This window comes from Neobacillus sp. B4I6 (genome assembly GCF_050434045.1).
Lineage (GTDB): Bacteria > Bacillota > Bacilli > Bacillales > Cytobacillaceae > Neobacillus.
Map to the genome: position 1 here is coordinate 128,917 of NZ_JBNPWB010000001.1, position 24,359 is coordinate 153,275.

A 24,359-nucleotide genomic window follows, 5' to 3' on the forward strand; every position below is an offset into this window, starting at 1 on the left:
TTAGTTCTATTTTTGTTCTAACGGGTTGTTTCGCTTGCCTGAAAGCCGGATGAAAGCTTCCACCTTGACATCTACGCTAATTTCAGCAAACGTCTTGTTCCAATCTTTGTTCATTTTTTCCCAAGCTTTTGGGTTTTCCCGATTCACGGCTTCACCGAAGCCAAAGATGTCGCTTTTCTTACTCTGAGCGGCTTTCACAGCCTCCATGACTTGTTTTTTTGTCTCTCTTTCCCATTCTTTTTCAAGTTTCGTGATTTCCTCTTTCTTAGTCAAATCAATTGGGCATTCCACCTCGCCTAAATACCCTTCTTGTCGTATATTGATATGGATAATGGGTTTCCCGGCTAGTACTTCCGCGGTAACACCAGTTTTTGCTCGGCCAATTTCAATGCTAATGGCCTCTTTTTCATCTTTACAATCAGTAGTAATAATGCTGCTCTCTATTTTATTTTGAATCCATAAGAGACCGCGTACCTTATCTCCATCCAGCCAGCTCTTTAACTTTCCCTCCTTGAAAAGGGCAACCCCTTTGATCTCTGCCGAGGCCGCCATGTCAGTCTGTTCCAAATTGGAATTCTTTTTTCCTTCTTCCAGGTCTCCGACAATTTTTACCCCGCTGATAATCGGCTCTCTTCCCTCGCTTTCCAACGCTTTTACCACATCAATTATTTCGATATTAACGTTTTCTGCCCATATTTTTTCTGCTAACTCATTTTGTTTAGCAATACCATTTGCCGGAATTTTTTCCACTGGAGTAAGGATTTTCAACATAGTTCCCGCTTTAACGTCTCTCGTTACAAATACCTTTGTAGTCATACGAGTTTCTGGATTCCTTTCGAAGAAATCAAATAAATCCTGGATTCCTTCCTTTGCGATTGTCTCTCCAATGATCAGCAGCTGTAAATGTGCAAAAAAAAGCTGCCGCGGCACTTTTTGCGATGTTTTTCGAACCGCTTTGAATATGGTTTTTTCGGTTCCAGAAAAGACTGTAACTGGTGTAGTATTTCCACCTGACCCTCCACCTGTTGCTCCTGTTGCGACAGCCCCCGGATTGACCACTTGGAAAGTTACCCGATATTCACCTGTTTTCTTCGACTTTGTCTATCCCCATTGCCATAACAATGGCCATCTCGTTCAGTTCTCTTTTGTTCCAGCAGCCTGTCAAAAGAGACACCATCCACAAAAGCAAGAATGTTCGAATTACCCATTTAGCTTTCATCTGTATTCCCTTTCTTTTGCTTAGGAGGTAAAGGCTGTTGATCACGCTCCATTCGAGTTATTTTCTTTTGACTAACCAATCGCGGGCGAGTAATAAGTGACCAAAAGGGAAGACGCACTAGGGTGTCCTTCTGATCTGATGGAATAAACGGGGCTAAAGGAGCCATATAGGGAATCCCAAAAGAACGAAGGCTGCACAAGTGAGCGATCATAATCATGTTGATGACCGCAATCCCATAAAAACCGTACGTCGCCGCGCAAATCGTGAGCAAAAATCGGAGCAGACGCACGGAAATCGCCATATTGAAAGTTGGAGTGGAAAAACTGGCAATCCCCGTAATAGCGACCACGATCACCATCGCTGAAGATACGATACCCGCTTGCACTGCCGCCTGTCCCAAAACAAGTGCCCCAACGATGGATACCGCTTGACCGATCGCCCGCGGCATACGAACACCGGCCTCGCGCAATATCTCAAAACTGCCCTCCATTAATAAAGCCTCGACAAATGCAGGGAAAGGCACACCCTCCCGTTGCGCAGACAAACTGATTAATAAAGGAGTCGGAATCATTTCCTGGTGGAACGTAATGGCCGCGACATAAATGGAAGGCCCGAATAATGAAATAAAAAAAGCAAAAAACCGCAGCAAGCGAACTGCTGTTGCAATATCATAGCGTTGATAATAGTCTTCCGAAGACTGGAAGAACATAAAAAACGTAGTCGGCGCAATGAGGACAAATGGTGTTCCGTCCACCAAAATGGCGATTCGGCCTTCCAATAGATTTGCAGCAACACTATCTGGGCGCTCCGTATTGTAAACAGTTGGAAATGGGCTAAATGGTTGGTCCTGAATCAAATCTTCAATATAACCCGATTCCAATACGCCATCAATTTCAATATCATTTAGCCTTTGTTTTACCTCTTGCACTAGTTTATCGTTAGCGATTCCTTTGATATACATGAATGCTACGTCTGTTTGTGTAACATCGCCGATTTTCATGGTCTCCAGCCATAGATTAGGACTTTTAATTCGACGACGAACGAGGGATACATTGGTCCCTATGGACTCCGTAAAACCATCCTTAGGACCGCGGATGACCACTTGTGAAGATGGTTCCTCAACCCCTCTCGATTCCCCCCCTCTCGTGCTGCCACTAATAGCTTCCGCCCAACCTTCAATTAAGATAATCGTATCACCGGACAAAATGGATAACATTAATCCATTCCAATCCTTGATTACCTTTACCGTTCCGATCGTCAAAGCTTTATCCTTAATAACATCAAAGACATTTTTATCCGATACTTTGGAAGTCCCTTGAGAGATATCAACCATCAAGGAACGCATGACAAAATCATCGACTAACTTCTGGTCAACCAAATTGTCGATAAAAACTGCAGCCGCTTGTAATTGCAGGCCTCCAATCTCAAATTCACGGATAACAACATCAGGACTGTTTCCAACCTCCGTCCTAATATGTTGAAGGTTGTCTTTTAAATTCCGATGAAGGAAACTACTGCCATTTTCCTTTAAAATTTCTTTATTTATGCTTAGTTTTTTCGCTTCCTTTTTTTTATCAAATACACGCCTAAAGGACATATTTATCCCACCTTTATATATGCATTTATTCACAGTAATACTTGCTTTTATACTAATAAGAGAAAATCGTCGAAAAATGTCTCCGTAATAATCTACCACAGCAAAAGAGGCTGCCCCTATGATACCTTTGGGACACCCTCTTTTTTCAAATTAATAAATTAATTATTAATTCTTTCGTTTTCTTCTATACCGAACCTATATTTTGTTACTGATGTATACTCCTCATTCTTGTCTAAAATTCATGATGGGAAATGGGAATGATGAATGGCATCAGGCAAACCTTGTGTTTCTAAACAAATTCCAAGGTGTTTCCGGGATGGGACACCACGGATTTCACCCTCTGAGCTTAAGGAATTTCCCGTGTAAATTACGACACAAACCTCATCCGTTTCTATTGTTAGTGTTCGTCCACTTTCTTGATCTTTAAGAGTAATTTCATTGTCATGATTTGTTTTTAATAGAAAGGGATGATCGTACCCGTTTCCGGCAAGTAAGTTTTGCGGATAATCAGAAGCTGCTCCTGATTTAATCAACCTTTCATCATTAAAATCGAAAGGGGTATTTTCAACATCCAAAAGGTTCCCTGTTGGAAGAAGCTCATTGTTTAACTCTAGGAATTTATCACTCTTAATTGTTAATGAATGATTTAAAATATCTCTTTTTAAATTTCCACTTAAGTTAAAATAAGAATGATTTGTAACGTTTAACAAAGTTTTTTGATCAGTTTGACCATAATAATGAATGGAAAGCTCATTTTTATTATTTAGCGTATACGTTACTTTTATGGTTAAATTCCCAGGATATCCTTCTTCACCATCTGGGCTAATGTACGAAAATTGGATTCCAACCTCCTGCTCGTTTTCAATCATTGCTGCATCCCAAACCACTTTGTCAAACCCTTTTATTAACAGTGGCCCATTGGCCTTTTTCGGCTGATTCAAGGATCGCAACTGCAATTAATTCAATTTGATAGTCATCCTGGAAGTTTGGTGAAAACTCGTATCTTCAACGATAGCTTTAAACAAATCATATGTTTCAATGATTTTTGTTTCGCCGTAACCCATACATAGAGCAGGAATTGTCCATAATCCTTCACCATATGGAGTGGCAGGTCCGGTATAAACTGTTCTAAAGCCTTTTGCATCACTTGGGTCATCAGCGAAGCAAACTTGAAGCTCGTCAAGGCGCTCATAGTTAAAGTATAAAGAGCCTTTTTCACCATGAATTTCAAAGGTTAGGAAGTTGTTGCGGCCCCATGCATTACGTGTTGCTTCGATGGTGCCAATCGCACCATTATCAAACTTAACCATAGTAATAAATTCATCATCCACATCAACGGCATGCTTAACACTTGCAGCCTGAACGGCTTCTAACATTTCCTTTGCTTGTTCAGCACCTAATGCCAATGGTTTTTCACAGATAATATGCTTGACGGCTTTCGCTGCGGCAATCGCAATTTCAGCATGAGTATTATTTGTAGTCACAATAACAATGATATCGATTTCCGGGTCGTTGACCAATGCTCTCCAATCGTTTGAATAATGTTCAAATCCCAATCTTGCTGCGGCATCTCTTGCTAATTCCTCAGTTACATCCACTTTACACATTCTTGTGAACCTGAAAAAAAGCTCTAATCTTCCCGTTTTTTTGGAATGATTAGAGCTTTTTAAGTAACGTTATATAAAATTACTTAGCAGAATCTTGAATAACTTTCGGTGCATCAGCTTGATAAACAGTCTTCCAAGAATCCAAAATATTATCTTTCGTCACTTTAAGAGCTGGTACGGCAACATAAGCAGGCGTTTCTTTTCCAAGGAGTGAATAGCCGGCAAGAATAGCTTCGGCAACGCCTTGGTCGTACGGTAATTGCGCACCTAGTCCCTTGATCAAGCCACCCTTCGCAATTTCAAGACCGACATTTGTTCCCAAATCGATGGTAGAAATAGCGAGATCGTTTTTACCTGCCGTACGTGCAGCTGCCATCGCACCTTCCGCTGGAGAATCCCATACTACAAACATACCTTTCAATTTAGGGTTTTTGGTCAGCATAGCCGAAGCAACTTTCTCACCATCGTTCGGTCCCGTGATGCCGCCGCGTGCAACAATTTTGATGTCTGGATACTCTTCTTTTATCGTTTTTTCAAATGCTTCTGTTCTTTGTTTTGTCACAAAGAAATCCGCATCATGGTAAATGACACCAATATCACCTTTTTTACCAATCGCATCTGCCAAAATATGTGCAGCTTCTACACCATTTCCATAATTGTCTGCTGAAACAACAGAGACATAGTCTTTTCCATGTTCAAAACCTTGTGGTTTATTGTCCATAAACACAAGCTTCGCTCCACTTTCGGCTGCCTTTTTGAAAGCTGGTGCCGTTGAAACTGGATCAACAGGAATAGCAACAATGATATCAGGTTTTTTGGCCATAATCGTTTCAATATCGGATACTTGCTTTTCCGATTTGAAGTTAGCATCTGTCTTAGCTACAATTTTAATCCCCATCTTTGCAAAGGTTTCCGTAAGGCCTTTGATTTGTGCAGCAGACCAATCGTTACCCTGATAGTGGAAAGAAACAGCGGCAGTGTAATTTCCTTTTTTGATTTTTTCAATTTCTTCCGGAGTCAGCTGCAAGGTTTTAGCAGAAACTGCACTTTCTCCATTTGGACCTTTACTCAAAATCTCTTTATCTGGCAAATTCAGATTAATCGTTAATGGCCCATTAACAGTAGTGTTTTCCGATTTATTAGTATCAGTAGAAGCATTTCCTTCTGAACCAGCCGAATTACTTCCTCTTGTTTGATCGCTCTTTCCACATCCGGCTAAAATAATTCCAAAAATGAAAAATAATAAAAGTAGTCCTGACCCAAATTTTTTCATGATCGATAACCCCCAATATAAATTGATATTGCTGTTGATAGAAATGCTAATGTTGCTTCTCTATAAAAGTGCCTGTCCATTCAGACTGCACTTATAGACATGGATTATCAAAAACTTTCATTCACAAATTTGTTCCAAACGTTTCTTCATCCATAGGCAAACCTGCCACAAATCAGCAACCGGCTGGTTCGTGAATGGCAGCCTTGGCATATAAGGCGGCGGACCAAACTCTGGTGTGAAAGTTAGCTGGGTGCCTGCAAGCGCTTGTGCTTCGGCAATTTGTTTCCACCAGTGTTCGTGTGAATTTAGCTCAAGCGAGTATTCCGGAGCACCTGGATGAGGAACTTGCGGGCCTTGCGCATAACCTACCCTTGTATGGATATGAATCGTACGCTTAATCGCCATCTCCAGATGTTCCTTCTGATCCTCCAAAAGCGACTCACAAACACATACCCAGTGGCTGAAATCTGCCGTAAGCTTCAGTTCCGGAAATTCACGAAGGAGAGCCCCTGTTGTCCATGGGGTAAACATGGCTCGTCCCCTATGGGTTTCGTGGCCAACTGGAATTCCCACCTTCTGCTCGACGGCCAGAGCTTGTTCGAAAAATTCTGCCTGTTCCTCGAAAGTCATGCTATCCCTGGCACTATGCGAATTAATCATGATCGGGGCCCATTCTGCGGCCCGTTCAACCTGGTCGATAAACGATTGGGCATGATTGATGCCATCAGTGAATACCATCGCAATATACTGCAGACTGTACTGTTCCAACAGCCTCCGAAACTGCTTCTCGTCTGCAGGGAACCCAAAGAATTTTTCGATCATGTTTGGCAGCGGGCTTTCGATGCCGTCGTAACCGGCGGATGCAATGAGCTCAAACTGACTCTCCAGTGATCCTTCCATCCCCCAAAGAGACTTGATGCTTTTTACCTTCATCTATATGCCCCCCTCCGATTATCCTGAAAAGTACTAGAATGATTGCTTATAAATCTACTAGAAAAGCGTTCAAAGCAGTCTGCGCACAAAGGATATCCTGTTCCCCAGTCCCGCCTGAAACACCTATACTTCCGATCAAATGCGTATCATGATAAATCGGTAAACCGCCACTCAAAATGACCATGTCATGAACATGCACAAGACCGTGTAACAACTCCGGCTCATCCTTTATTTTTGGATACCATTCGGAAGTCGGCACCCCGAATCCAACAGCAGTGTAAGCCTTGCTCTGAGCAATTTTCATACACATTAAGGAGGCATCATCCATCCGAAGAAAACCTTTCAGATTTCCCCCATCGTCCATCACAGCAACACTAATCGCAATGTTTAATTCGTTAGCCTTCTGGATGCTAGTTTCCATTAGCTTCATTACCATATCCTGTGTTAATGTTGGTTTTTGTCCTGGTAACACCAAGCAAAGCCCCCCTAAGTCAGTATTCTCGATCCGATTTGATCAGGTTCCTTTATGCATTGCCAATCCAATCAGGCTCTGCAACCGCCTTCCATCTTGCCCTAATAGCTTGGTAAAGCTCCTCAGATAACCCTTGATCCAGCAATTTCGCATTTTCAGCCCACCGCTCCGGTTTAGTAGTACCTACGATTGCCGTATGTACTCCTGGGACGGATAAAGTGAAGTTTATTGCTGTCGCTACGGAATCCTTAACATCCGACTTAAGAAAGTCGTAGTCCAATTTCTGAATGCGGTCCCAATAGACAGGGGTATAAGGATCTGTCGGTCTGCTTGAATTTTTCCAAACTACGTTTGCGATTGGGCGTTTAATGACAATACCCATCCCCCGTTTTGCCGCTTCCGGAATCGTCAATTCAATGGCCTCTTGGTCCGCAATGCTCAGGGAAGTCTCAAGCGAATCGAAGGCTCCACATTGTACGGCATACAAGGCAGCCTTATGATCACCGCTGTAACCGATAGACCTTGTAAGTCCTCTCTCTTTGGCACGCTGCAAGACTTCGATGACTTCGCCACGTCGAAGCATTTCTTCAGAACAGGTATGCAAATAAACACAATCGATATAGTCCGTTTGCATTCGGAATAAACTTCTTTCAATGCTTTGTTCTAATAGCTTGGGATCCCAATCCGGAAGATCAAAGCCAGATGCATGGCCGCATTTTGAAAATAAATAATACTCATCCCTGCGATGGGAAACGGTCCGTCCGATCAATTCCTCACTAATGTTGTAACATTCAGCAGTATCAATCACGTTTAGTCCTGCATCAAGCGCACTGCCAAGCAGCCTTTCAACTTCCCCTACATCAGTCATATTAAAGCCGATTTCGGCTCCGCCGAAGCCAAGTACGCTGACATTCATGCCAGTGTTTCCAAATAATCGTTTTTCCATGCTCTGTCCTCCTATTGTGTAAGTACGTTGATCTTTTTCACCTATCTTTTAACAAGGATTTTAGTTTTACATCAGGTCTTTCAAAAAGCATGAAATCCAGTATTTTTTGCTTTTCAATTAGCATTTCTGCAATCCGGACTTCCTTGGAAATGGCTGTTGTTCCAATCCCGCTTGCCGCTGCCAGCTTACCGTCTTCAGTGAAATGAAAGAATAGCTGACCAGCGTCTCCTAAGTCGCGAATAACCGTTTTCTCCCCACTAATCGGTAAACCAGTGACGTATAGGGTTAAATCATACTGATCGGACCAAAACCATGGAACAACTTCAAATGGTTCATTGAAGCCCAGCATATTGCGTGCTGCTTGAATTCCCTGATCCTGGGCATTCCGCCATGCCTCCACCCGAATTCGCCTTCCATCAAAGAGACGATGAGGAAAAGAACAACAATCACCCGCAGCAAAAATATAGGGATCACTCGTTCGGAGACTTTCATCCACTCGGATCCCATTTTCAATCTCAAGCCCGCAATCTGCAGCTAAAGATGTTTCTGGAATAGCCCCGATTCCAACAATAATAGAATCGCAATGGACGAGTGTCCCATCACCTAGCGTTATGGTTTGTCCGTCAACGTTGTTGTCTATTTTCTCGATGGAGACACCAAACTTAAACTCCACCCCGGCAGCAAGGTGGCGGGCCTCTACTATGTCAGCAATTTCCTTTGGAACAACCCGCATCAGAATACGAAGTCCATGCTCGATAAGAGTGACTGAGCAGCCTTTCTCGATGGCGCTCGCTGCCGCTTCTAGACCGATAAACCCCCCGCCAATTATGGCAATGTGATGACCGGGCTTTAAATTTTCTCTTAAAGTAAGGGCATCTGAAAACGTACGTAAATAGAATAGTTTTGCCGTTTCAGAACCTTTCAAGGTTAGCTTTCTCGCACGGGCTCCCGTTGCCAGCAAAAGGCGATGGTACTTTATCTCTCTTCCGTTATCTAACTGGACTGTACAGTTATTTCTGTCAATCCCCACGGCGGAGGATCCGGACAATAAGTCAATGTCGTACTCTTCCAGCTTCTCGTTGTCGAGAATAAACACCGGCGATGGCTCTTCTTCCGTAAACAATAACCTTTTTGAAAGAGGCGGACGTTCATAGGGAGCCAACCTTTCTTCTCCAATTAGCGTAATGGGGCCGGACCAGCCCTGTGTTCGCAATTCTACAGCGGCCCGGGCACCCGCCTCACCCGAACCAATGATGACCATCCTGCTTTCTGTCATGATACTCCCACCTTAGTCTATTTTAATAAAGACCTTACCCGACTCAATTTTAACGGGATAAGTCTTAATCTTCGCACAAATCGGGGCGCGCTTAGGTTCACCAGTTTTAAAATCGAGCCGGCCATTATGTTTCGGACACTCAATTTGATTCCCCATCACGAGACCATCTGCCAAATGTACCCTCTCATGTGTACAATATCCATCGGTCGCAAAAAACTCGTTTTTGTCCGTGCGATATATTGCAAAGCTAAAGTCTTCATAATCAAAGCGAATGACATCCTCTTCTTCAATATCATCGACAAAACACGTTTCAATCCAATCCATAACTTTCATAGGTTCTTCCCTCCATATGATGTTCAAATATTATGCAGATGTTAAATAATGCCTTCCGCCAAATGGGCGTATGTTATTGGACAGGTATATCGCGCCCAACAGATTCATGTTTTATTAATTTTGATTCTTGTGAAGGCGTCCAGTCTGGAGCCACTGTTCCAAAAGGACTTGGGCCATATAGATATGGACGTGCAGTCTCTGGAAGCTTGCGAACAATCGTATACGTTGGATCTTTACGCTGCTTAACAAGTGCACTAAAGACCTCTTTTAAGGCAGCCGCAATACTTGGGCTTGGCTCAGGGCAATCAGGCTTCATCTCTTCATGGAGAGCTGGCAGCGCATGATACGGTACCATTGGAAACATGTGATGCTCGATGTGATAATTCATGTTGCAATATAAGAATCGAATAAATGGATTCATGTAGACAGTCCGCGTATTCAAACGGTGGTCCAGAACATCTTCATTCAGACCTAAATGCTGTGTCCAGGCAATAAGCATAACGGCGTAAAAACCGAAAAAGGTAGGAAGACCAATAAACATTGCAGGCAAAATGCTTCCGGTGTACACACAGGCTGCTACTACTGCCGCAAAAATGAGTAACCATACACGCGCTTCCCAATAACATTTTTTGAACTCTGAAGCTGGAATATAGTCCATCTCCACTTTATCCATCTTCCCAAAGGCATGCATTACGACTCTCTTCAAGTCTGTTAATCCACCGATAGCATGGAACAATTCTGCCGCTAGTACTCTCCAAACTGGAGGTCTTGGAGCGTGAATCTCTGGATCCAGGCCGACAATATAAGTATCCGTGTGGTGACGAACATGACTCCATCTCCAAGGCGTTGCCGGAAATAGGTTCATAAAAGAGGCAATCTGATAAACTACTTCATTCATCCAACTAGTTTTGAACATCGTTCCATGGCTTGCCTCATGCCATCTGGAGTTCCCAGTCAGCGCATAAACACCGCCATATGCAGCAAATGCCGGGACTGCCCACCATGTTCCCCAGCTATAAAAAGCAATTATGCCAAGGACAATCAGTAAACCAAACCAAAGGATACTATCCCGAATTGCCGGACCGTCCTTCCGCTTCATCAGCTCCTTCATTCTTTTACGAGGAATCGGAGAAGCGTACCATTCAGCTGATGCAATTCCTTTTTCCTGCGCCAATCTACTCTCCGTGCCATTTAGGCTATAGTCCCTACTATTGATCTTTGCAGACATGATTTTTCCCCCTTCTGTCAAGCTTTGTTAGCAAATTCTGTAACCGATTACATTTATTTTTGAAATAGTATTTTCTACCTGTCCTTCAACTGATAGAAAATACTATTTACACCTTTATAATACTTTTATTTCAGTTGATTAAAAATTAACAAAATTGCGAATTGAAATACACATTTTTGTTAACGTTTACAGGATACCTCTTAAAAAACAACATACAAAAGCAATCCTTCTTAATGAAGAATTGCCTTTGTAACGGTTCCTTTAAATCCGTGCTTATTATTCCACTACCGGTTATGGGATCGGTGTAAGTTCTGCCTGCTGAATAATTTTTTCTCCCTCTTCCGGCTCAAGCCAGCGTTCCTTTTGCAGCTTTTTGACCGAGGCCTTCACTTGATTGACATAATTTTGATGTGGTGCGACAGTTCCATAAATTTGCTGCAGTTTCTCGCTGGAGAAATCGTCCTGATGGCCAAACGACCATGCGTACGGATACCCCTCTTTTAACGTCGCATACTCGTAGTAAGTAGCAGTTGGAACGTCAACATATGGGCTGCGGACGCCGCCAAGAACGTTCCCATATTGATCCTTTACAAACGATGCATTGAAGGTCTCTCCAGAAAGACTTTTCGAGGTTCCGACTCCTTCTTGTACCTTCAACGGTTCTGCATGCGGAGGAAGAATGCCGTCAATGACCCAGCGCTCCATATTTTTGTACATTGCCGTCTCTATATAATGGCGCGGCAATTGGTTTGCCTTCGGCTCTACTCCCCCGTAAGCATATGGCACTTGGGTAGGAAGGTTTCCTGCTTTCACGATTTGTTCGGCAGGCGGCTGATAATTTACAATGTAGGCCGGACCATGAGGAGCACTAGCAATTTCATACATACGATAGCCCGCTTTTGGCGAGTCATTGTCGGCTTGGCGCCATTTGTAGCTGGACAACTGGAAGATATCACCCTGAGCATCGATCCTCATAAATGGTACATGCTTGCTCGGTAATTTGCTTCGTGGATCTTTTTCATCTGTTGCCGGTACACATTGATTAATCGGTACAGTCCTGCCCGCCCCAGAAGCGGAGACGAAGCCATCATAGACTGTTTCGCCATTCGGAAGTTTTGCATTTTCTGCAAAATTAGCTGCATACGTATTAAGGTAGAAGCCAGTTTGGGACTCTCCTGTCCCGAATACGTGTTTCACCTTGTAATTGTGCAGCGGGTTGCTTTTATCCTTGCTTTGAAGCAGGGTTCCCACTTGGGTAATCATATCCCATGCAAGTCCGTTCTCATATAACTTGGAGAGGTTTTCATCATAACCGGGTTCGCCAGGCAGTTTACCGCATACTTGCTGCTCAGGCGGAAGCGGGTTTGCCATCGATAAAGGGGCATACCGTTTTGGATCGATTCGCTCCAAAGAAGCAACGACATTTGGTTTAACAGTCAAAGACACCCAAATATCCCCGTCACGCATCGCCTTCTCTTGAACGACAGGCCATTGTACTTCAACATCCCATCCTCGAGATGGGTTATTCAGTTCTACCCAGACATTGCCGCTGTACTTTTTAGGATTTTCCGGTTTCCTAACGATGATTCTAGTGGTGTATGGTGCATCTGCAGTTCGTATCCGCGGTGTCAACGCTTTCCCATCAGCTCCCCAGTCATATATGTTAGCATTACCACTAATAAAATACTCGTCCAAACGATAACCGTGACCTTCAAGGTCTGTTCCCCCTACAGTAAATGGCTGGGAATCTTTAGTCACGGAAATTGGTCCAGTGACCTTTGGAATGGCAACTACTGTCCTCTTCTGGGTTGAAGGAGCTTCCTTAGAACTTTTTGTCGATGCCTGGGCCCAATCAACCGAGAAGATAGATGTTGTTAACACCAAACTAGCAGCTACCGGCAGCCATCTCTTTTTAAAAGAATTTCTCATTTTTTTACCTCCAGAGTGATTAGTTTCTTTTCAAAGAATACCTTCTAAAATAGAAACCTATTAAATTCCTTTAGCTGATTTCCCCCCTCCTTAATGAACTATGTATAAAAATCAATATTCAGGAAACCACCTCCTTTAAGGATTTGTCTAGCATTCGGACTATCTCCAGGCAATTCCTTCTGGCCCTGTCCGAATAAGACTCCCCTTCGGACCCTCTCCTGGCATTTCCTTCTTACCCTGTCCGAATTAGACTCGCCTTCGGATTCTCTCCAGTCAATTCCTTCTGGCCCTGCCCAAAAATGTAACCGGTTACATTTTATGAGATATTCTTTCTCCTTTTCATCTGCAAATGAGAAAATATTATTTTCATAATTTATTTTATATTAAATATAATTATTTAAAAATTAATAAGATTGCGATAAAAGATATACTTTATTGTTAAAATCAGCAATAAAAATGCTCTAATCTTTCCCTAAAGGTTTAGAAAGATTAGAGCATTAGGTTTTTATTTTTCTGAATTTGCCTGGCGGATTACCTGTCATTTTTTTAAAAAGTAAATTGAAATAGTTTGGATTCTCATAACCAATGATGGATGCAATTTCTCTTACAGAAAGATTGGAATGCTTAAGTAATCGTTTTGCTTCTTCTATACGGCAATGAATCAAATATTGTATGGGGGGCAATCCCACTTCTTCTTTAAAAACATGAACTAAATGGTAGGGGCTTACATATACTATATTAGCTAAATCGTTTAAGGTCAGCTCTTGCCGAAAATTTTCTTCAATATATTTTTTTACTTCAAGGCACACAGAAGAAAGGTAAGGATGATGATTGGCATTTTTCAATAGACGAGTAACTTTAATCACTACCGTTTGTAATATTGAGGAAATGATATCTTGGTAACCCGCATGCTTTGTATTATATTCGCTTAATATTACCTTTAAATAACTATGTATCTCCTTTTTTTCTTCCTGCAAATGAATAATAGGGAGATCAGTAGAATCTGTTAACCAGCCTTTATCGTTACCATTGATATGCAGATTTGAAAAACAAATAGAAATCCCTTTAATGGGATCATCGATACAAGATTTTCCTTCGATATGACAAAAAGGATGAAAGATAATAAGATCTCCTTCTTGTCCGATAAAAGGTTTTTCTTCAAAAATAAATTCCCCACTGCCCTCTTGGATGTAGATAATCTTAGTATATTTAGCATGGTCATGTTGTTTCAACCAATTAGGATTATTTTCATTGATTTCTATTGCACTAATAAATAGAGGAGTACTTAATAAAATAGTGGATTTCCCCACGCTGTATGCCTCCTTATAGTAACTAGTTATAAAAATTAAAAGCTCAGCGGGCAAAATCATTTTTTGCTATACCAACAAATAGAAAAGCTAGTATCTTAGAATGAGCATATGCCCGCAAAGGTTATACGTTGTTAGTTATACACTCGCTACAGCGCCGCCATCCACTCGAAGATTTACCCCATTAATGAAAGAGGACTGACTTGATGCTAAATAAACGACAGCTGAAGCCACTTCTTCTACTCTTCCAGGTCTTTTTACTTCCACATGAGGGCGATTCTCCTTTAGAAATGCCTGCATGGCTTCATCAAAGCTGATATTCTGCTCCGCTGCGGAATCATTTAACAAGTTCTCTAATAATGGTGTCATGATAAATGCAGGGGAAACGGTATTGACTAAAATTCCATTCGCTGCATACGCTTTTGATAAGCTCTTTGAAAAATTGTTAAGTGCCGCTTTGGAAGCATTATAATGTGGTATAAACGCATCAGGCTGCTCTGCGCATTCAGAAGAAATATTGATGATTCTCCCATATTCCGCCTTTTTCATATAAGGGATAACAGCCTTTGTTACTCGTACGGCGCCAAAAATATTGACTTCAAAAAGCTTCTGCCAGTCCTCTATTTCCAAAGATTCAAAATCATCGAATCTATTAACAACACCGGCATTATTAACTAAAATATCAATGGTTTTAAAGCAGTTAACCGTTTCAGACACAAGGCGCTCTACATCTTCTTGGTTTGATAATTCTGCTTGTACGGCAATCACCTTTCCTCCAACTTGTTCGATCTCATTTCTTGCTTCAGATAATGCCTCTAATCCTCGGCCACAAATGACAACGTTAGCTCCTTCTGCTGCTAAAGCATTTGCTATTGCTTTCCCTATTCCCTTACTGCCTCCTGTTACGATGGCCGTTTTATTTTTTAATTGTAAATTCATTTCTGATCATTCCCTTATTTAGTAAATTCTCCAAAAGATTCTATCGTTCGTAATGTACTAACTTAACCTAACGTAATGTTAAATTATTAATACTATAAGAAAAGGATTAACTCTTGCTCACACATAAGTAGAGAGTTAACCCTTGTCCTTTATTACCAAACTTTCAAATTAAGAAGTGACTCTTGAGTCTTAACACTGTTGGGGGGCAGATGCCCACTGAGGTTACGTTTCACCGTACTAGGGGTCAGACCCCCACTCAATTAACGCTTTACTTTGAGTTAGGCACCTTTTATTTCGGTCGCTTCAAATAGTTGTACTTGGATTGGTTCGCTTATTAGTCCTGGGACAGCATGGATAAAGTTTTGGAAATAAGCGGTTGCTTCATGAACGTCAATTGCCGCTTGATCCTTCCACACTTCTACAAACACAAAGGTATTGGCCTGTTCTGGATGTTCGTAATATTGATAGCTAATATTGCCTTCTTCCTCTTGAGATGGTTCCGTTACTAGTTTAGCTTCGTCCAGGAATGATTGGCGATGCCCTGGACCCACTTTAAAATACGCATGAATGATAATCATCTATAATTTCCACCTTTATACTTAATCTCTTTTATGATATTGCTCCAACAATTTCTTTCATATGTTCGATAGATTGCTTCGTGAAGTCATCAAAAATAGTAGATTCACCTTGAAGGCCTGATGCTACGTAAGGATTTGACACGGCAGGAAGGAACTCCATCGTAATATAGCCCTTATAACCTAGTTCTTTAAGTAGCGAAATGACTGGTCTAAAATCCGTTTGTCCTAGCCCCGCTGCTTCCCTTGTGTTATCAGCAATGTGTACATGGGCAAGATAACGTGAAATTTTGTTTATCGATTCAGTCATACTACGTTCCTCTATGCTCATGTGGAACAGATCAGCCATGATCCCCAGACCTTCTACATTGATTTCCTCAACAAAACGTACGGCTAAAGTCAAATTATTAACTAAATAGGTCTCATAACGATTCAATGCTTCAATGGCAAGGGTAATTCCTTGTTCCTTCGCATATAGCGCTGCCTCTTTCACACTCAAAATCGCATTATTCCATTCCTCCTCAAGAGTCGTTTCTGGACTTAGTTTACCAACACATGTAGGGACGACAATAAGGGTTGAAGCATTTAAAGCTTTAGCTAAATCAACCGATTTTTTTACATATTCCACAGCATTTTTTCTAATTTCATCATTTGATGACGAAAGATCTCTTTCAGGAGTAAAAATCCCACAAATGGAGCTGCATTCCAATTCATATTTATTTAAAAGTTCTTTGGTTTCCTCAACATCAATGGTATACGGCTCACCAGCTAGTTCGACACCCTGATAACCATATTTTTTCAGCCTTTTTAAGCTATCTTTTAAACTTTCATTTCCGAATATCCATTGTGTAGTACTATATTTGAACATTCTGATAATCGCTCCCTATAACGTAAAATTTTGACAATGCGGAATAAATGAAAGGGATAAAAACTTATTTATCCCTTTCATTCGCTAGAAATATTCCCAGTCCATTTATTATTCAATTTCAACCAAGATTTTAATCGTGTCTTTGTTTTTATCTGCCTCTACAATACCTTCTTCTAATTGATCTAATTTAATTGTCTTACTGAAGATCGCTTTTGGATTAAATCTCTTTGATGAAAGTAATTGAATCGCTTTAGTCCAAGTTCCATAAGTACCTGCATATGAACCTACAATGGTAAGTTCCTTACTAAAGATTTCAAATGGCTTCACATCTAGTGTTGCATCAGCAGGGGCTGCACCGTATGCTACGATTGTCCCGCCTTTTCTAACCATTTGGAAAGCTTGTCTATAAGTTGGCATTGCTCCAACTACTTCGAATACAACATCAGCACCTCTTCCTTCCGTCGCATGAAAGACTTCTTGAATAGGGTCCTTTTCTGATGCATCAATAACAACGTCTACTCCCAGTTCTCTTGCTTTCTGAAGACGCGCTTTGTTCATTTCAGAAATAATTACCTTACTTGCACCATTTAATTTTGCCATAACAGCATGCGCCAGACCCATTGGACCTGCACCAATAATCGCGACGATATCTCCCATGACTACATTTGCCCGCTCCTGCCCGCGAATAACACAAGCTAGCGGTTCAATGTAAGCACCTTCCTCCCAAGACATTCCTTCTGGTAACTTATAAGTATTATTTTCCGGCGCTTTTACAAATTCAGCAAATGCTCCGTTTGTATGAACACCAAGTTGTTTAATGTTCTCACAGAAAAGCTTTTGGCCTGTACGGCAATAATAACAATTTCCGCAGCTAATATTAATATCAGCAGTTACTCGATCACCAACTGCTACACTGGTAACGGAAGCTCCTATCTTGACAACTTCGCCAGCAAATTCATGACCTTGGATTAATGGCATAGGAGCAGGGAAATGACCGTTGTAAATATGTGGGTCTGTTCCACAAATTCCACAAGCTTTAACCTTGATGAGAACCTCGTTATCGTTAATTTCTGGAACAGGTACCGTTTCAATTTTTAAGTCATGTGCTGCATAAGTTACTGCGGCTTTCATTTCTTTTTGATCAAACCCTGAATCTATACCTTGATTGTTAACTAATGTGTTCTGAGCCATTTTATTCTTCCTCCTTAAATAATTTTTTTAGGAAAACGATTGACTCTTCTGTATATTGATCATAAAACTCTTCACATCTTGTTCCATTAAATGGATCTGCAAACGGAGGCAATAGCTCCATCGTTAAATATCCACTATAGTTAATATCGCGCAAAGCCTGAGCGATTGGCTTAAAATCGATATGTCCCCTGCCTGGTGCCGCTCTATTACTGTCAGCGATGTGAAGGTGATATAATTTATCTCCAACCATTCTGATGGTATCCGCAATATCGACTTCTTCAATATTCATATGATACGTATCACCCATAACTCCTACGCTTGGCAGATTAACACGATTAACCAGCTCAAGTGATTGCTCTAATCGATTGATTAAATAGTTTTCGTAGCGATTCCATGCTTCTACTGTCAACCTGACACCATGTTCTCCTGCATAAATACCAGCTTCGCGTATTCCTTCCTCAGCCCACTTTAGCTCAGTTTCTCGATCGGCCTCTCCATAAATTTTCATACAGGCAGTTGGAGTCAGCGAGATTCCTTTTGCTCCGATTTTGCTGGCAAAATCGACGCAGCTTTTTAAATAATTGACTGCATTTTTTCTAATATTTTCATTGCTGGAGACTAAATCTCTTTCAGCGTTATAAATGGCACAAATTGTGGAAGCTTCAATATTATATTTAGCCAGTAATTCTTTAATGCGGTCAGCATCCATTTGTTCTGGCTCGCCAACAAATTCCACACCGTTATAACCAAATTTGGCAAGTCTGGCAATACTAGTTTCAATATCTTCTCCTGCATATACTAGCGTGTTGTAAGAGTACTTAATCATACAAACATCTCCTTAATCACCAATTTTAGATTTTCTACGATAATTGCATTAATTTATGAAAATCCCTTCCCCTAGATCGACAATGACGTACTACATCCACCACATCTCGGTAAAATGTTCCTTGAACATAGCCCCTTTTAAGAGAGAGATCGCTTTTTCAAAACCATATTACATTCTTTAATAGAGGCCGCATGTAAAAGCGGCCTCTATTAAGTTTTTAGTTCTCATTCAGAGAGTTTAGTAATCTACTTTTCTAGTTTTCTAATTGATCATTATTTTGCTGCTTTTTGAATAACTTCTGGTGCATCTTGACGATAAGCCATTTTCCAAACCTTTAAGACATTTTCTTTTGTTACTTTCATCGATGGAACAACATAATATGGTTCTAATTGCTTGCCAAGTAATGAATATCCGGCTACAAGCGCTTGGGCAGCTCCATTTTCATAAGGTAACTGTGCTCCAAGACCTTTTACATTTCCTCCAGAAGCAATTTGAAGCGCTACATTCGTTCCCAAATCAACTGTCGTAATGACTAAATCATTTTTCCCTGCTGTACGAGCTGCAGCAAGTGTTCCTTCCGCTGGTACATCCCAAATCGCGAAAATGCCATCTAAATCAGGGTTTTTTGTTAACATACCAGAAGCTACTTTTTCAGCATCGTTAGGAGTGATAATTCCACCGTGTGCAACAATTTTAATATTTGGATACTTTTCTTTAATCGTTTTTTCGAATGCATCTTTACGCTGGTTATTGACAAAGAAATTAACATCGTGGAAAATAACACCGATCTTGCCTTTTCCTTTTAGTTCTTCACCCATGATTTCGCCGGCAAAGATACCGTTTCCATAGTTATCTGAAGAAACAACGCTTACATAATCTTTTCCAGCTTGGAAACCTTTTGGCACATTATCCATAAATACTAATTTTACACCTGCTTCTGCAGCCTTTTTAAAAGCGGGAGCAGTAGCAACTGGATCAACCGGCAAAGCTACGATAACATCTGGTTTTTTAGCCATGATGGTTTCGATATCTGAAATTTGTTTTTCAGGCTTAAATTGTGCATCAGTAACGGCAACAACTTCTATGCCCATTTTTTCAAAAGTATCTTTCACACCATTGATGATGGCAGTTGAGAAATCGTTTCCTGCATAGTGCATGGAAATAGCGGCTTTAAATTTACCTTCTTTAATTTTCTTTACATCCTCTTCAGACAATTGCAAAGTTGCTGCAGGAGTGGCTGTTTCTCCATTTGGACCTGTACTTAAAATTTTCTGATCGCTTGGTATTTCCGGGTTAATGGTAAGAGGATAAGTAACTTTTTCTGATGCTGCTTTTTCATTTTTTTGCTGCCCCGAAGTATTGGCACTTTGTTTTCCACAGCCCATAAGAGCCAAACTGCTAATTAATAGTATCGTAACGATTAATGAAGTAAGTTTTTTCATGATAGCCTCCAATAATTGATTAATTTAATAATGTTGAATTTTAATATTGATTTGGAAATCAAATAATAGTATTTTAATGCCCTTGCAAAGTTAAAATTTCTTGTTCAAGCGGGCCAACCTTGTAGAATTTTAGTATCTAGGTCAGCCCCGTTATCAATTCATCTTAAAAATTTGAGGTTTAAAGCTTACTTACAGCCAATTTCTTTTAATTTTTCTTTCAAGTAATCAATGGATGTTTTCGCATACCAATCAGGATCCGCTTTTCTGGTACCAAAACCAATTTCCATGGAGAGGTAGCCCTTGTAATCGATTTCCTTTAATGCTCTTAATACGGAATCCCAATTTACGGTTCCTTGTCCAGGCGGTAATCGATCGTCATCCGAAATATGAACATGATGCAACTTATCTTTCATTTTATATACATAATCACTCGGTACTTCACTACGGAATAGGGCATGGAAAGTATCAAACATCACTTTCACATTGGATTCACCTGATTCTTCTGCCAGCTGCAAAGCATCATCCGCGGATTCGATTAAATTACAATCAGCTGCCTGAGGTTCAACTACTAAGGTGATTCCTAGATCTTTCGCATATTTTGCGACATCTTGCAAACCCTCCAGGCTATATTTCCATGCCTCTTGCTTGTTCATTCCAAAACCGAACCAGCCGGCAAGCCACATAACAATTGGACATTCCCAGTCATGTGCCAGGCGAATGACTTCTTTATAATGTTTTATCGTAAATTCACGCTCTTCTTTTAAAGCCGAGGATGGATTGACTCCAGGTCCTCCCCCAGGTGCGGGAAGCATAGCCGCAACATTAAGATTGTTCCGTTTTAAATGTTGAGCTATTTCTTTTCTTCTCTCATTGGAGAGATAATCCGGCCAAGCATGGGGACTCGCACAACCTATTTCAATTCCATCATAACCAAATGCAGCGATTCGATTAATCGTTTCTTCTAATGGATAAAATGGCAACATAGATGGAAAAGAATTATAAACCCAAGTATTAAATGCAAGCTTCATTCATTTATCCTCCTCAAAAATCAAGTTACAACTACTAGTTTTGTTAATCGTTGGTGATTATTCCCAAACAAATACTGCTTTTTCTGTTTTTCTTTCATCAAACATTTGGAATGCAGTTTCCGCTTCTTCCAATTTAAATTGGTGAGTAACTAATTTTTCAACAGGGAGATTTTTTCTGACAATAAACTCAGCAATCTCATCGAACTCTTGAATTGGGAAGTACCATGAACCCATCACCGAAATTTGTTTACGAATTAACTGCTGACTAGGCTTAATCGTTGTCTCTTTGCTTTCGCCGATAAAGGCCACACGTCCATGTGCTCTCACACAATCTAATGCATCATTTTCAGCATACGGGCTTCCGGAGCAATCGATCGCTGCGTCTGCACCGGCACCATTTGTAATACGGGCAATTTCTTCTTGAACATTCATCGTTTTCCCATTGATGGTGTAATCTGCACCTAATTCCTTCGCAAGCTCCAAGCGCTCATCCAGCATGTCAACCGCGATAACCGTTGCACCTAATCCTTTAGCAATCATCACACCGGCACCGCCCATAGGGCCCATTCCAAAAATGACAAGATAGTCTCTGCCGGAAATCCCTAATCTCTTTTGTGCGTGATACAGGGTTCCTACTGCATCTGTTGAAACGGCAGCTGTTACAAAGCTCATGCTATCCGGAAGTCTCATGCAGTTTTCAGCAGGAACTACCATATACTCAGCGTCGCCGCCATGAGAGTCAAAACCAATGCACTTAAATTCCTTACAGAACATTTTGTATCCGCTCTTACAATGAGCACATTCACCGCAGCCTAATGCTAAGTAAACAGCAACCCGGTCACCCGGCTTGAAATTAGATACACCATTACCTACTCCTGTAATAACACCAGCCGGCTCATGTCCAGGAACCGTGCATCCGCATTTTGTTCCTTCAAAAACAGATGTTCCATAGTACAAGCTCATATCACTGCGGCAAATAGCAGACGCCTTTAATTGAATGAGTACTTCTCCTTGTCCTGGTGTTGGGATTTCAACCTGACGAATTTCTACCTTTTTGTCTCCTGGAAAAAATACAGCTTGCATTGTTGTCATCGTACTGCCTCCAATAAGTTAGTTTGAATCACAAAAATTAAGCCCACCACATATCAGTTACTTGTTCCTTAAACATGGCGCCTTTTAATAGAGATATCGCTTTCTTTAATCCCTCGTCCGTTGAAGCCAGCATGTCTTCATGTTCAATGGAAATGACATAATCATAACCAACCGCTCTTAAGGCACTCACAATGTCTTTCCACATTTTTTCATCCGAGCCATATCCTACAGATCTAAATGTCCATGAACGGTCTAAAATTTCGCTGTAATGCTTTGTATCTAAAACACCATTCACACTAATATTGGTTTGATCTAAATAAGTGTCTTTCGCATGAAAATGGAAAATCGCTTTTTCACGGCCAAGGTTTTTAATCGCCTCGACCGGGTTAATTCCTTGCCAGATTAGGTGGCTTGGATCAAAGTTGGCGCCAATATTTTCTCCGGCATGCTCCCTTAACTTCAGTAATGTTTCTGGATTATAGACCACAAAGCCGGGATGCATTTCAAAAGCAATTTGATTAATGCCGTGCTGTTTTGCGAATTTCGCTTCCTCTTTCCAATAAGGAATCACGACTTCGTTCCATTGCCAGTTCAACACGTCTAAATATTCCGGCGGCCATGAACATGTAACCCAATTTGGATTCTTGCTGCTTAGATGATCACCCGGACAGCCGGAAAAACCATTGATAACAGGAACTTCTAAATGTTCTGCCAGTAAAACGGTTTTTCGCCAAACGTCATGTGACTCTTTGGCTATTGTTACATTCGGATGCAGCTGATTTCCGTGGCAGCTTAAACCACTGATGGTTATTCCCCTTGTTTCAAGCGCTCGCAGGAATGCTCTGGTTTTTTCAGGTGAGGCAAGCAATTCATCCGGATTACAGTGATGGTTGCCGGGATAATTTCCTGTCCCCAATTCAACGGCCTCAACACCCATGCCTGCCAGTTTATCCAGCATTTCTTCAAATGGCAGATTCTGATACAGCGGGGTAAATACACCTAGTTTCATGAAAGTACCTTCTTTCCTGCAGAAACCTTTACCCATTTCTGCTGCTGGCTGCTTTCCAAGATGGCGTCTGTAATACACATCGAAACGTGTCCATCTTCAAATGTAGCAAACTTAGGCTTATCTGTTTTCAGGCTCTTGTTATCGCGAATAAAAGAGTAGAAATTCAACATCATATTTTTCAATGCATCCGGCCAGCCTTCATTGTGTCCGCCTGGGTGGTGAATCGCAGACCTTGCTTCTGCCGTAAACAGGGAAGGATCCGCTAACAGAAGTTCATTTGCTCGATCACGATGACCAATCCAAAGCTTTTCCGGTTCCTCTTGGTTCCAGAAAACAGAGCTATTGCTTCCATTAATTTCAAAGCTTAATCTATTTTTCCGTCCGGCACTTACCTGAGATACGGTAAAGACTCCTCTTGATCCATCTTCAAAACGAACAAGAACGGATGCATAATCTTCTGTATTAATTGGAACATCTTCATATTCCATATCTTCTATAGTCTGTGCCCCAAAAGTAGCTACGTTTCCTGTAGGCTTCTTTCTTACTGGAACAACAGTTGCTAAATCAGCAAATACTTCCACAATCTTTTTGCCTGTTACAAATTGGACTGTATCACACCAATGGGACCCAATATCCGCTACCGCCCGTGATTTTCCGCCTACTTCCGGCGCTAAACGCCAGTTATAATCTGTTTCATACAATAACCAATCCTGCAGGTAGCTTCCGTGTACCAAATTCACTTTTCCAAGGTCACTTTTTGCAATCATCGCTTGTAAGTTTTGGACACTGGCATGCTGTCTGTAATTGAAGTTCACCGCATGGACAACGCCGTGTTTTTCTGCTAACTCCAGCAATTCCGCTGATTCTTTACTATTCATTGCTAGCGGTTTCTCTGATACGACATGCTTTCCTGCTAAAATGATCTCTTTATTAATTGCAAAGTGAAGGTGATTTGGTGTGCAATTGTGCACGACCTTAATTTCGGGGTCCTGGAGCATTTCACGATAATCACCATACGCCTTTGGAATTCCAAGCTCCGCTGCCTTTTTTTCCGCCATTTCTTGACTAGTTTCCGACAAACCAACTACTTCTACAAAGCCAAGTCTTCTGATGGCTTCAATATGTGTTGGCCCGATAAAACCGGTACCAATGATACCAACTTTAATCTTCTCCACTTCGTTTCCTCCTGTACATAAGTTTTCTCATGTTGTAGTAACGTACTTTTTAAGAGTGTTACCTCATGCCATTGATTCTTTTTTATAACTAATT

The 24,359-nt window shown here is 41.2% G+C and carries 24 protein-coding genes; all 24 read right to left on the reverse strand.

What is annotated here, in order from left to right:
- Positions 1-6: 6 nt before the first annotated feature.
- The 24 genes from QF028_RS00715 to QF028_RS00830 all read right to left on the reverse strand — a co-directional run bounded on the left by QF028_RS00715 (position 7) and on the right by QF028_RS00830 (position 24,265).
- A complete protein-coding gene (locus QF028_RS00715; RefSeq protein ID WP_429463347.1) occupies positions 7-1,059 on the reverse strand; it encodes a Ger(x)C family spore germination protein in 1,053 nt (350 codons plus the stop codon).
- A gap of 8 nt (positions 1,060-1,067) precedes the next feature.
- Positions 1,068-1,208, reverse strand: a complete 141-nt coding sequence (locus QF028_RS00720; protein ID WP_429463349.1) for a hypothetical protein — start codon at positions 1,206-1,208, stop codon at positions 1,068-1,070.
- The gene (locus QF028_RS00725; RefSeq protein ID WP_429463351.1) at positions 1,209-2,816 is read right to left on the reverse strand and encodes a spore germination protein; all 1,608 of its coding nucleotides are present in this window, start codon (positions 2,814-2,816) and stop codon (positions 1,209-1,211) included. It abuts the gene before it with no gap.
- 239 nt (positions 2,817-3,055) lie between these two features.
- On the reverse strand, positions 3,056-3,757 hold the full coding sequence (locus QF028_RS00730) for an aldose epimerase family protein (RefSeq protein WP_429463353.1): 702 nt from the start codon (positions 3,755-3,757) through the stop codon (positions 3,056-3,058).
- A 15-nt stretch (positions 3,758-3,772) separates the two neighbouring features.
- Positions 3,773-4,414: a Gfo/Idh/MocA family protein gene (locus tag QF028_RS00735; protein ID WP_429463355.1), complete on the reverse strand. Its 642-nt coding sequence runs from the start codon at positions 4,412-4,414 to the stop codon at positions 3,773-3,775.
- Between the two features lie 88 nt (positions 4,415-4,502).
- Positions 4,503-5,696: a substrate-binding domain-containing protein gene (locus tag QF028_RS00740; RefSeq protein ID WP_429463357.1), complete on the reverse strand. Its 1,194-nt coding sequence runs from the start codon at positions 5,694-5,696 to the stop codon at positions 4,503-4,505.
- 117 nt (positions 5,697-5,813) lie between these two features.
- Positions 5,814-6,629, reverse strand: coding sequence for a sugar phosphate isomerase/epimerase family protein (locus QF028_RS00745; protein ID WP_429463358.1), 816 nt, complete (start codon positions 6,627-6,629; stop codon positions 5,814-5,816).
- 46 nt (positions 6,630-6,675) lie between these two features.
- Positions 6,676-7,101 carry a GlcG/HbpS family heme-binding protein gene (locus QF028_RS00750; RefSeq protein ID WP_429463729.1) on the reverse strand — a complete coding sequence of 142 codons (426 nt, stop codon included), beginning with the start codon at positions 7,099-7,101 and terminating at the stop codon, positions 6,676-6,678.
- 52 nt (positions 7,102-7,153) lie between these two features.
- Positions 7,154-8,047: an aldo/keto reductase gene (locus QF028_RS00755; RefSeq protein WP_429463360.1), complete on the reverse strand. Its 894-nt coding sequence runs from the start codon at positions 8,045-8,047 to the stop codon at positions 7,154-7,156.
- Between the two features lie 37 nt (positions 8,048-8,084).
- Entirely contained in the window at positions 8,085-9,323 is a 1,239-nt protein-coding gene (locus QF028_RS00760; protein WP_429463362.1) for an NAD(P)/FAD-dependent oxidoreductase, read from the reverse strand.
- A gap of 12 nt (positions 9,324-9,335) precedes the next feature.
- On the reverse strand, positions 9,336-9,656 hold the full coding sequence (locus tag QF028_RS00765) for a MocE family 2Fe-2S type ferredoxin (protein WP_429463364.1): 321 nt from the start codon (positions 9,654-9,656) through the stop codon (positions 9,336-9,338).
- Positions 9,657-9,729: 73 nt separating this feature from the next.
- The gene (locus QF028_RS00770) at positions 9,730-10,884 is read right to left on the reverse strand and encodes a fatty acid desaturase family protein (protein WP_429463366.1); all 1,155 of its coding nucleotides are present in this window, start codon (positions 10,882-10,884) and stop codon (positions 9,730-9,732) included.
- A gap of 291 nt (positions 10,885-11,175) precedes the next feature.
- Positions 11,176-12,813 (reverse strand): alpha/beta hydrolase domain-containing protein, encoded by a 1,638-nt coding sequence (locus tag QF028_RS00775; protein ID WP_429463368.1) that lies wholly within the window; start codon positions 12,811-12,813, stop codon positions 11,176-11,178.
- Positions 12,814-13,310: 497 nt separating this feature from the next.
- Entirely contained in the window at positions 13,311-14,123 is an 813-nt protein-coding gene (locus QF028_RS00780; RefSeq protein WP_429463370.1) for an AraC family transcriptional regulator, read from the reverse strand.
- A gap of 135 nt (positions 14,124-14,258) precedes the next feature.
- A complete protein-coding gene (locus tag QF028_RS00785; protein WP_429463372.1) occupies positions 14,259-15,059 on the reverse strand; it encodes an SDR family NAD(P)-dependent oxidoreductase in 801 nt (266 codons plus the stop codon).
- A gap of 278 nt (positions 15,060-15,337) precedes the next feature.
- Positions 15,338-15,637 (reverse strand): putative quinol monooxygenase, encoded by a 300-nt coding sequence (locus QF028_RS00790; protein ID WP_429463374.1) that lies wholly within the window; start codon positions 15,635-15,637, stop codon positions 15,338-15,340.
- Between the two features lie 31 nt (positions 15,638-15,668).
- On the reverse strand, positions 15,669-16,502 hold the full coding sequence (locus QF028_RS00795; protein ID WP_429463376.1) for a TIM barrel protein: 834 nt from the start codon (positions 16,500-16,502) through the stop codon (positions 15,669-15,671).
- A 108-nt stretch (positions 16,503-16,610) separates the two neighbouring features.
- Entirely contained in the window at positions 16,611-17,693 is a 1,083-nt protein-coding gene (locus QF028_RS00800; protein WP_429463378.1) for a zinc-dependent alcohol dehydrogenase, read from the reverse strand.
- 1 nt (position 17,694) lies between these two features.
- Entirely contained in the window at positions 17,695-18,519 is an 825-nt protein-coding gene (locus QF028_RS00805) for a TIM barrel protein (protein WP_429463380.1), read from the reverse strand.
- Positions 18,520-18,791: 272 nt separating this feature from the next.
- Positions 18,792-19,961, reverse strand: a complete 1,170-nt coding sequence (locus tag QF028_RS00810) for a substrate-binding domain-containing protein (protein ID WP_429463382.1) — start codon at positions 19,959-19,961, stop codon at positions 18,792-18,794.
- Between the two features lie 185 nt (positions 19,962-20,146).
- The gene (locus tag QF028_RS00815; protein ID WP_429463384.1) at positions 20,147-20,989 is read right to left on the reverse strand and encodes a sugar phosphate isomerase/epimerase family protein; all 843 of its coding nucleotides are present in this window, start codon (positions 20,987-20,989) and stop codon (positions 20,147-20,149) included.
- 57 nt (positions 20,990-21,046) lie between these two features.
- Positions 21,047-22,081, reverse strand: coding sequence for a zinc-dependent alcohol dehydrogenase family protein (locus QF028_RS00820; RefSeq protein ID WP_307198116.1), 1,035 nt, complete (start codon positions 22,079-22,081; stop codon positions 21,047-21,049).
- Between the two features lie 37 nt (positions 22,082-22,118).
- Positions 22,119-23,090: a sugar phosphate isomerase/epimerase family protein gene (locus QF028_RS00825; protein ID WP_429463386.1), complete on the reverse strand. Its 972-nt coding sequence runs from the start codon at positions 23,088-23,090 to the stop codon at positions 22,119-22,121.
- Positions 23,087-24,265, reverse strand: a complete 1,179-nt coding sequence (locus QF028_RS00830) for a Gfo/Idh/MocA family protein (protein WP_429463388.1) — start codon at positions 24,263-24,265, stop codon at positions 23,087-23,089. Before QF028_RS00830 ends, QF028_RS00825 begins: the two co-directional genes overlap by 4 nt.
- Positions 24,266-24,359: the final 94 nt, after the last annotated feature.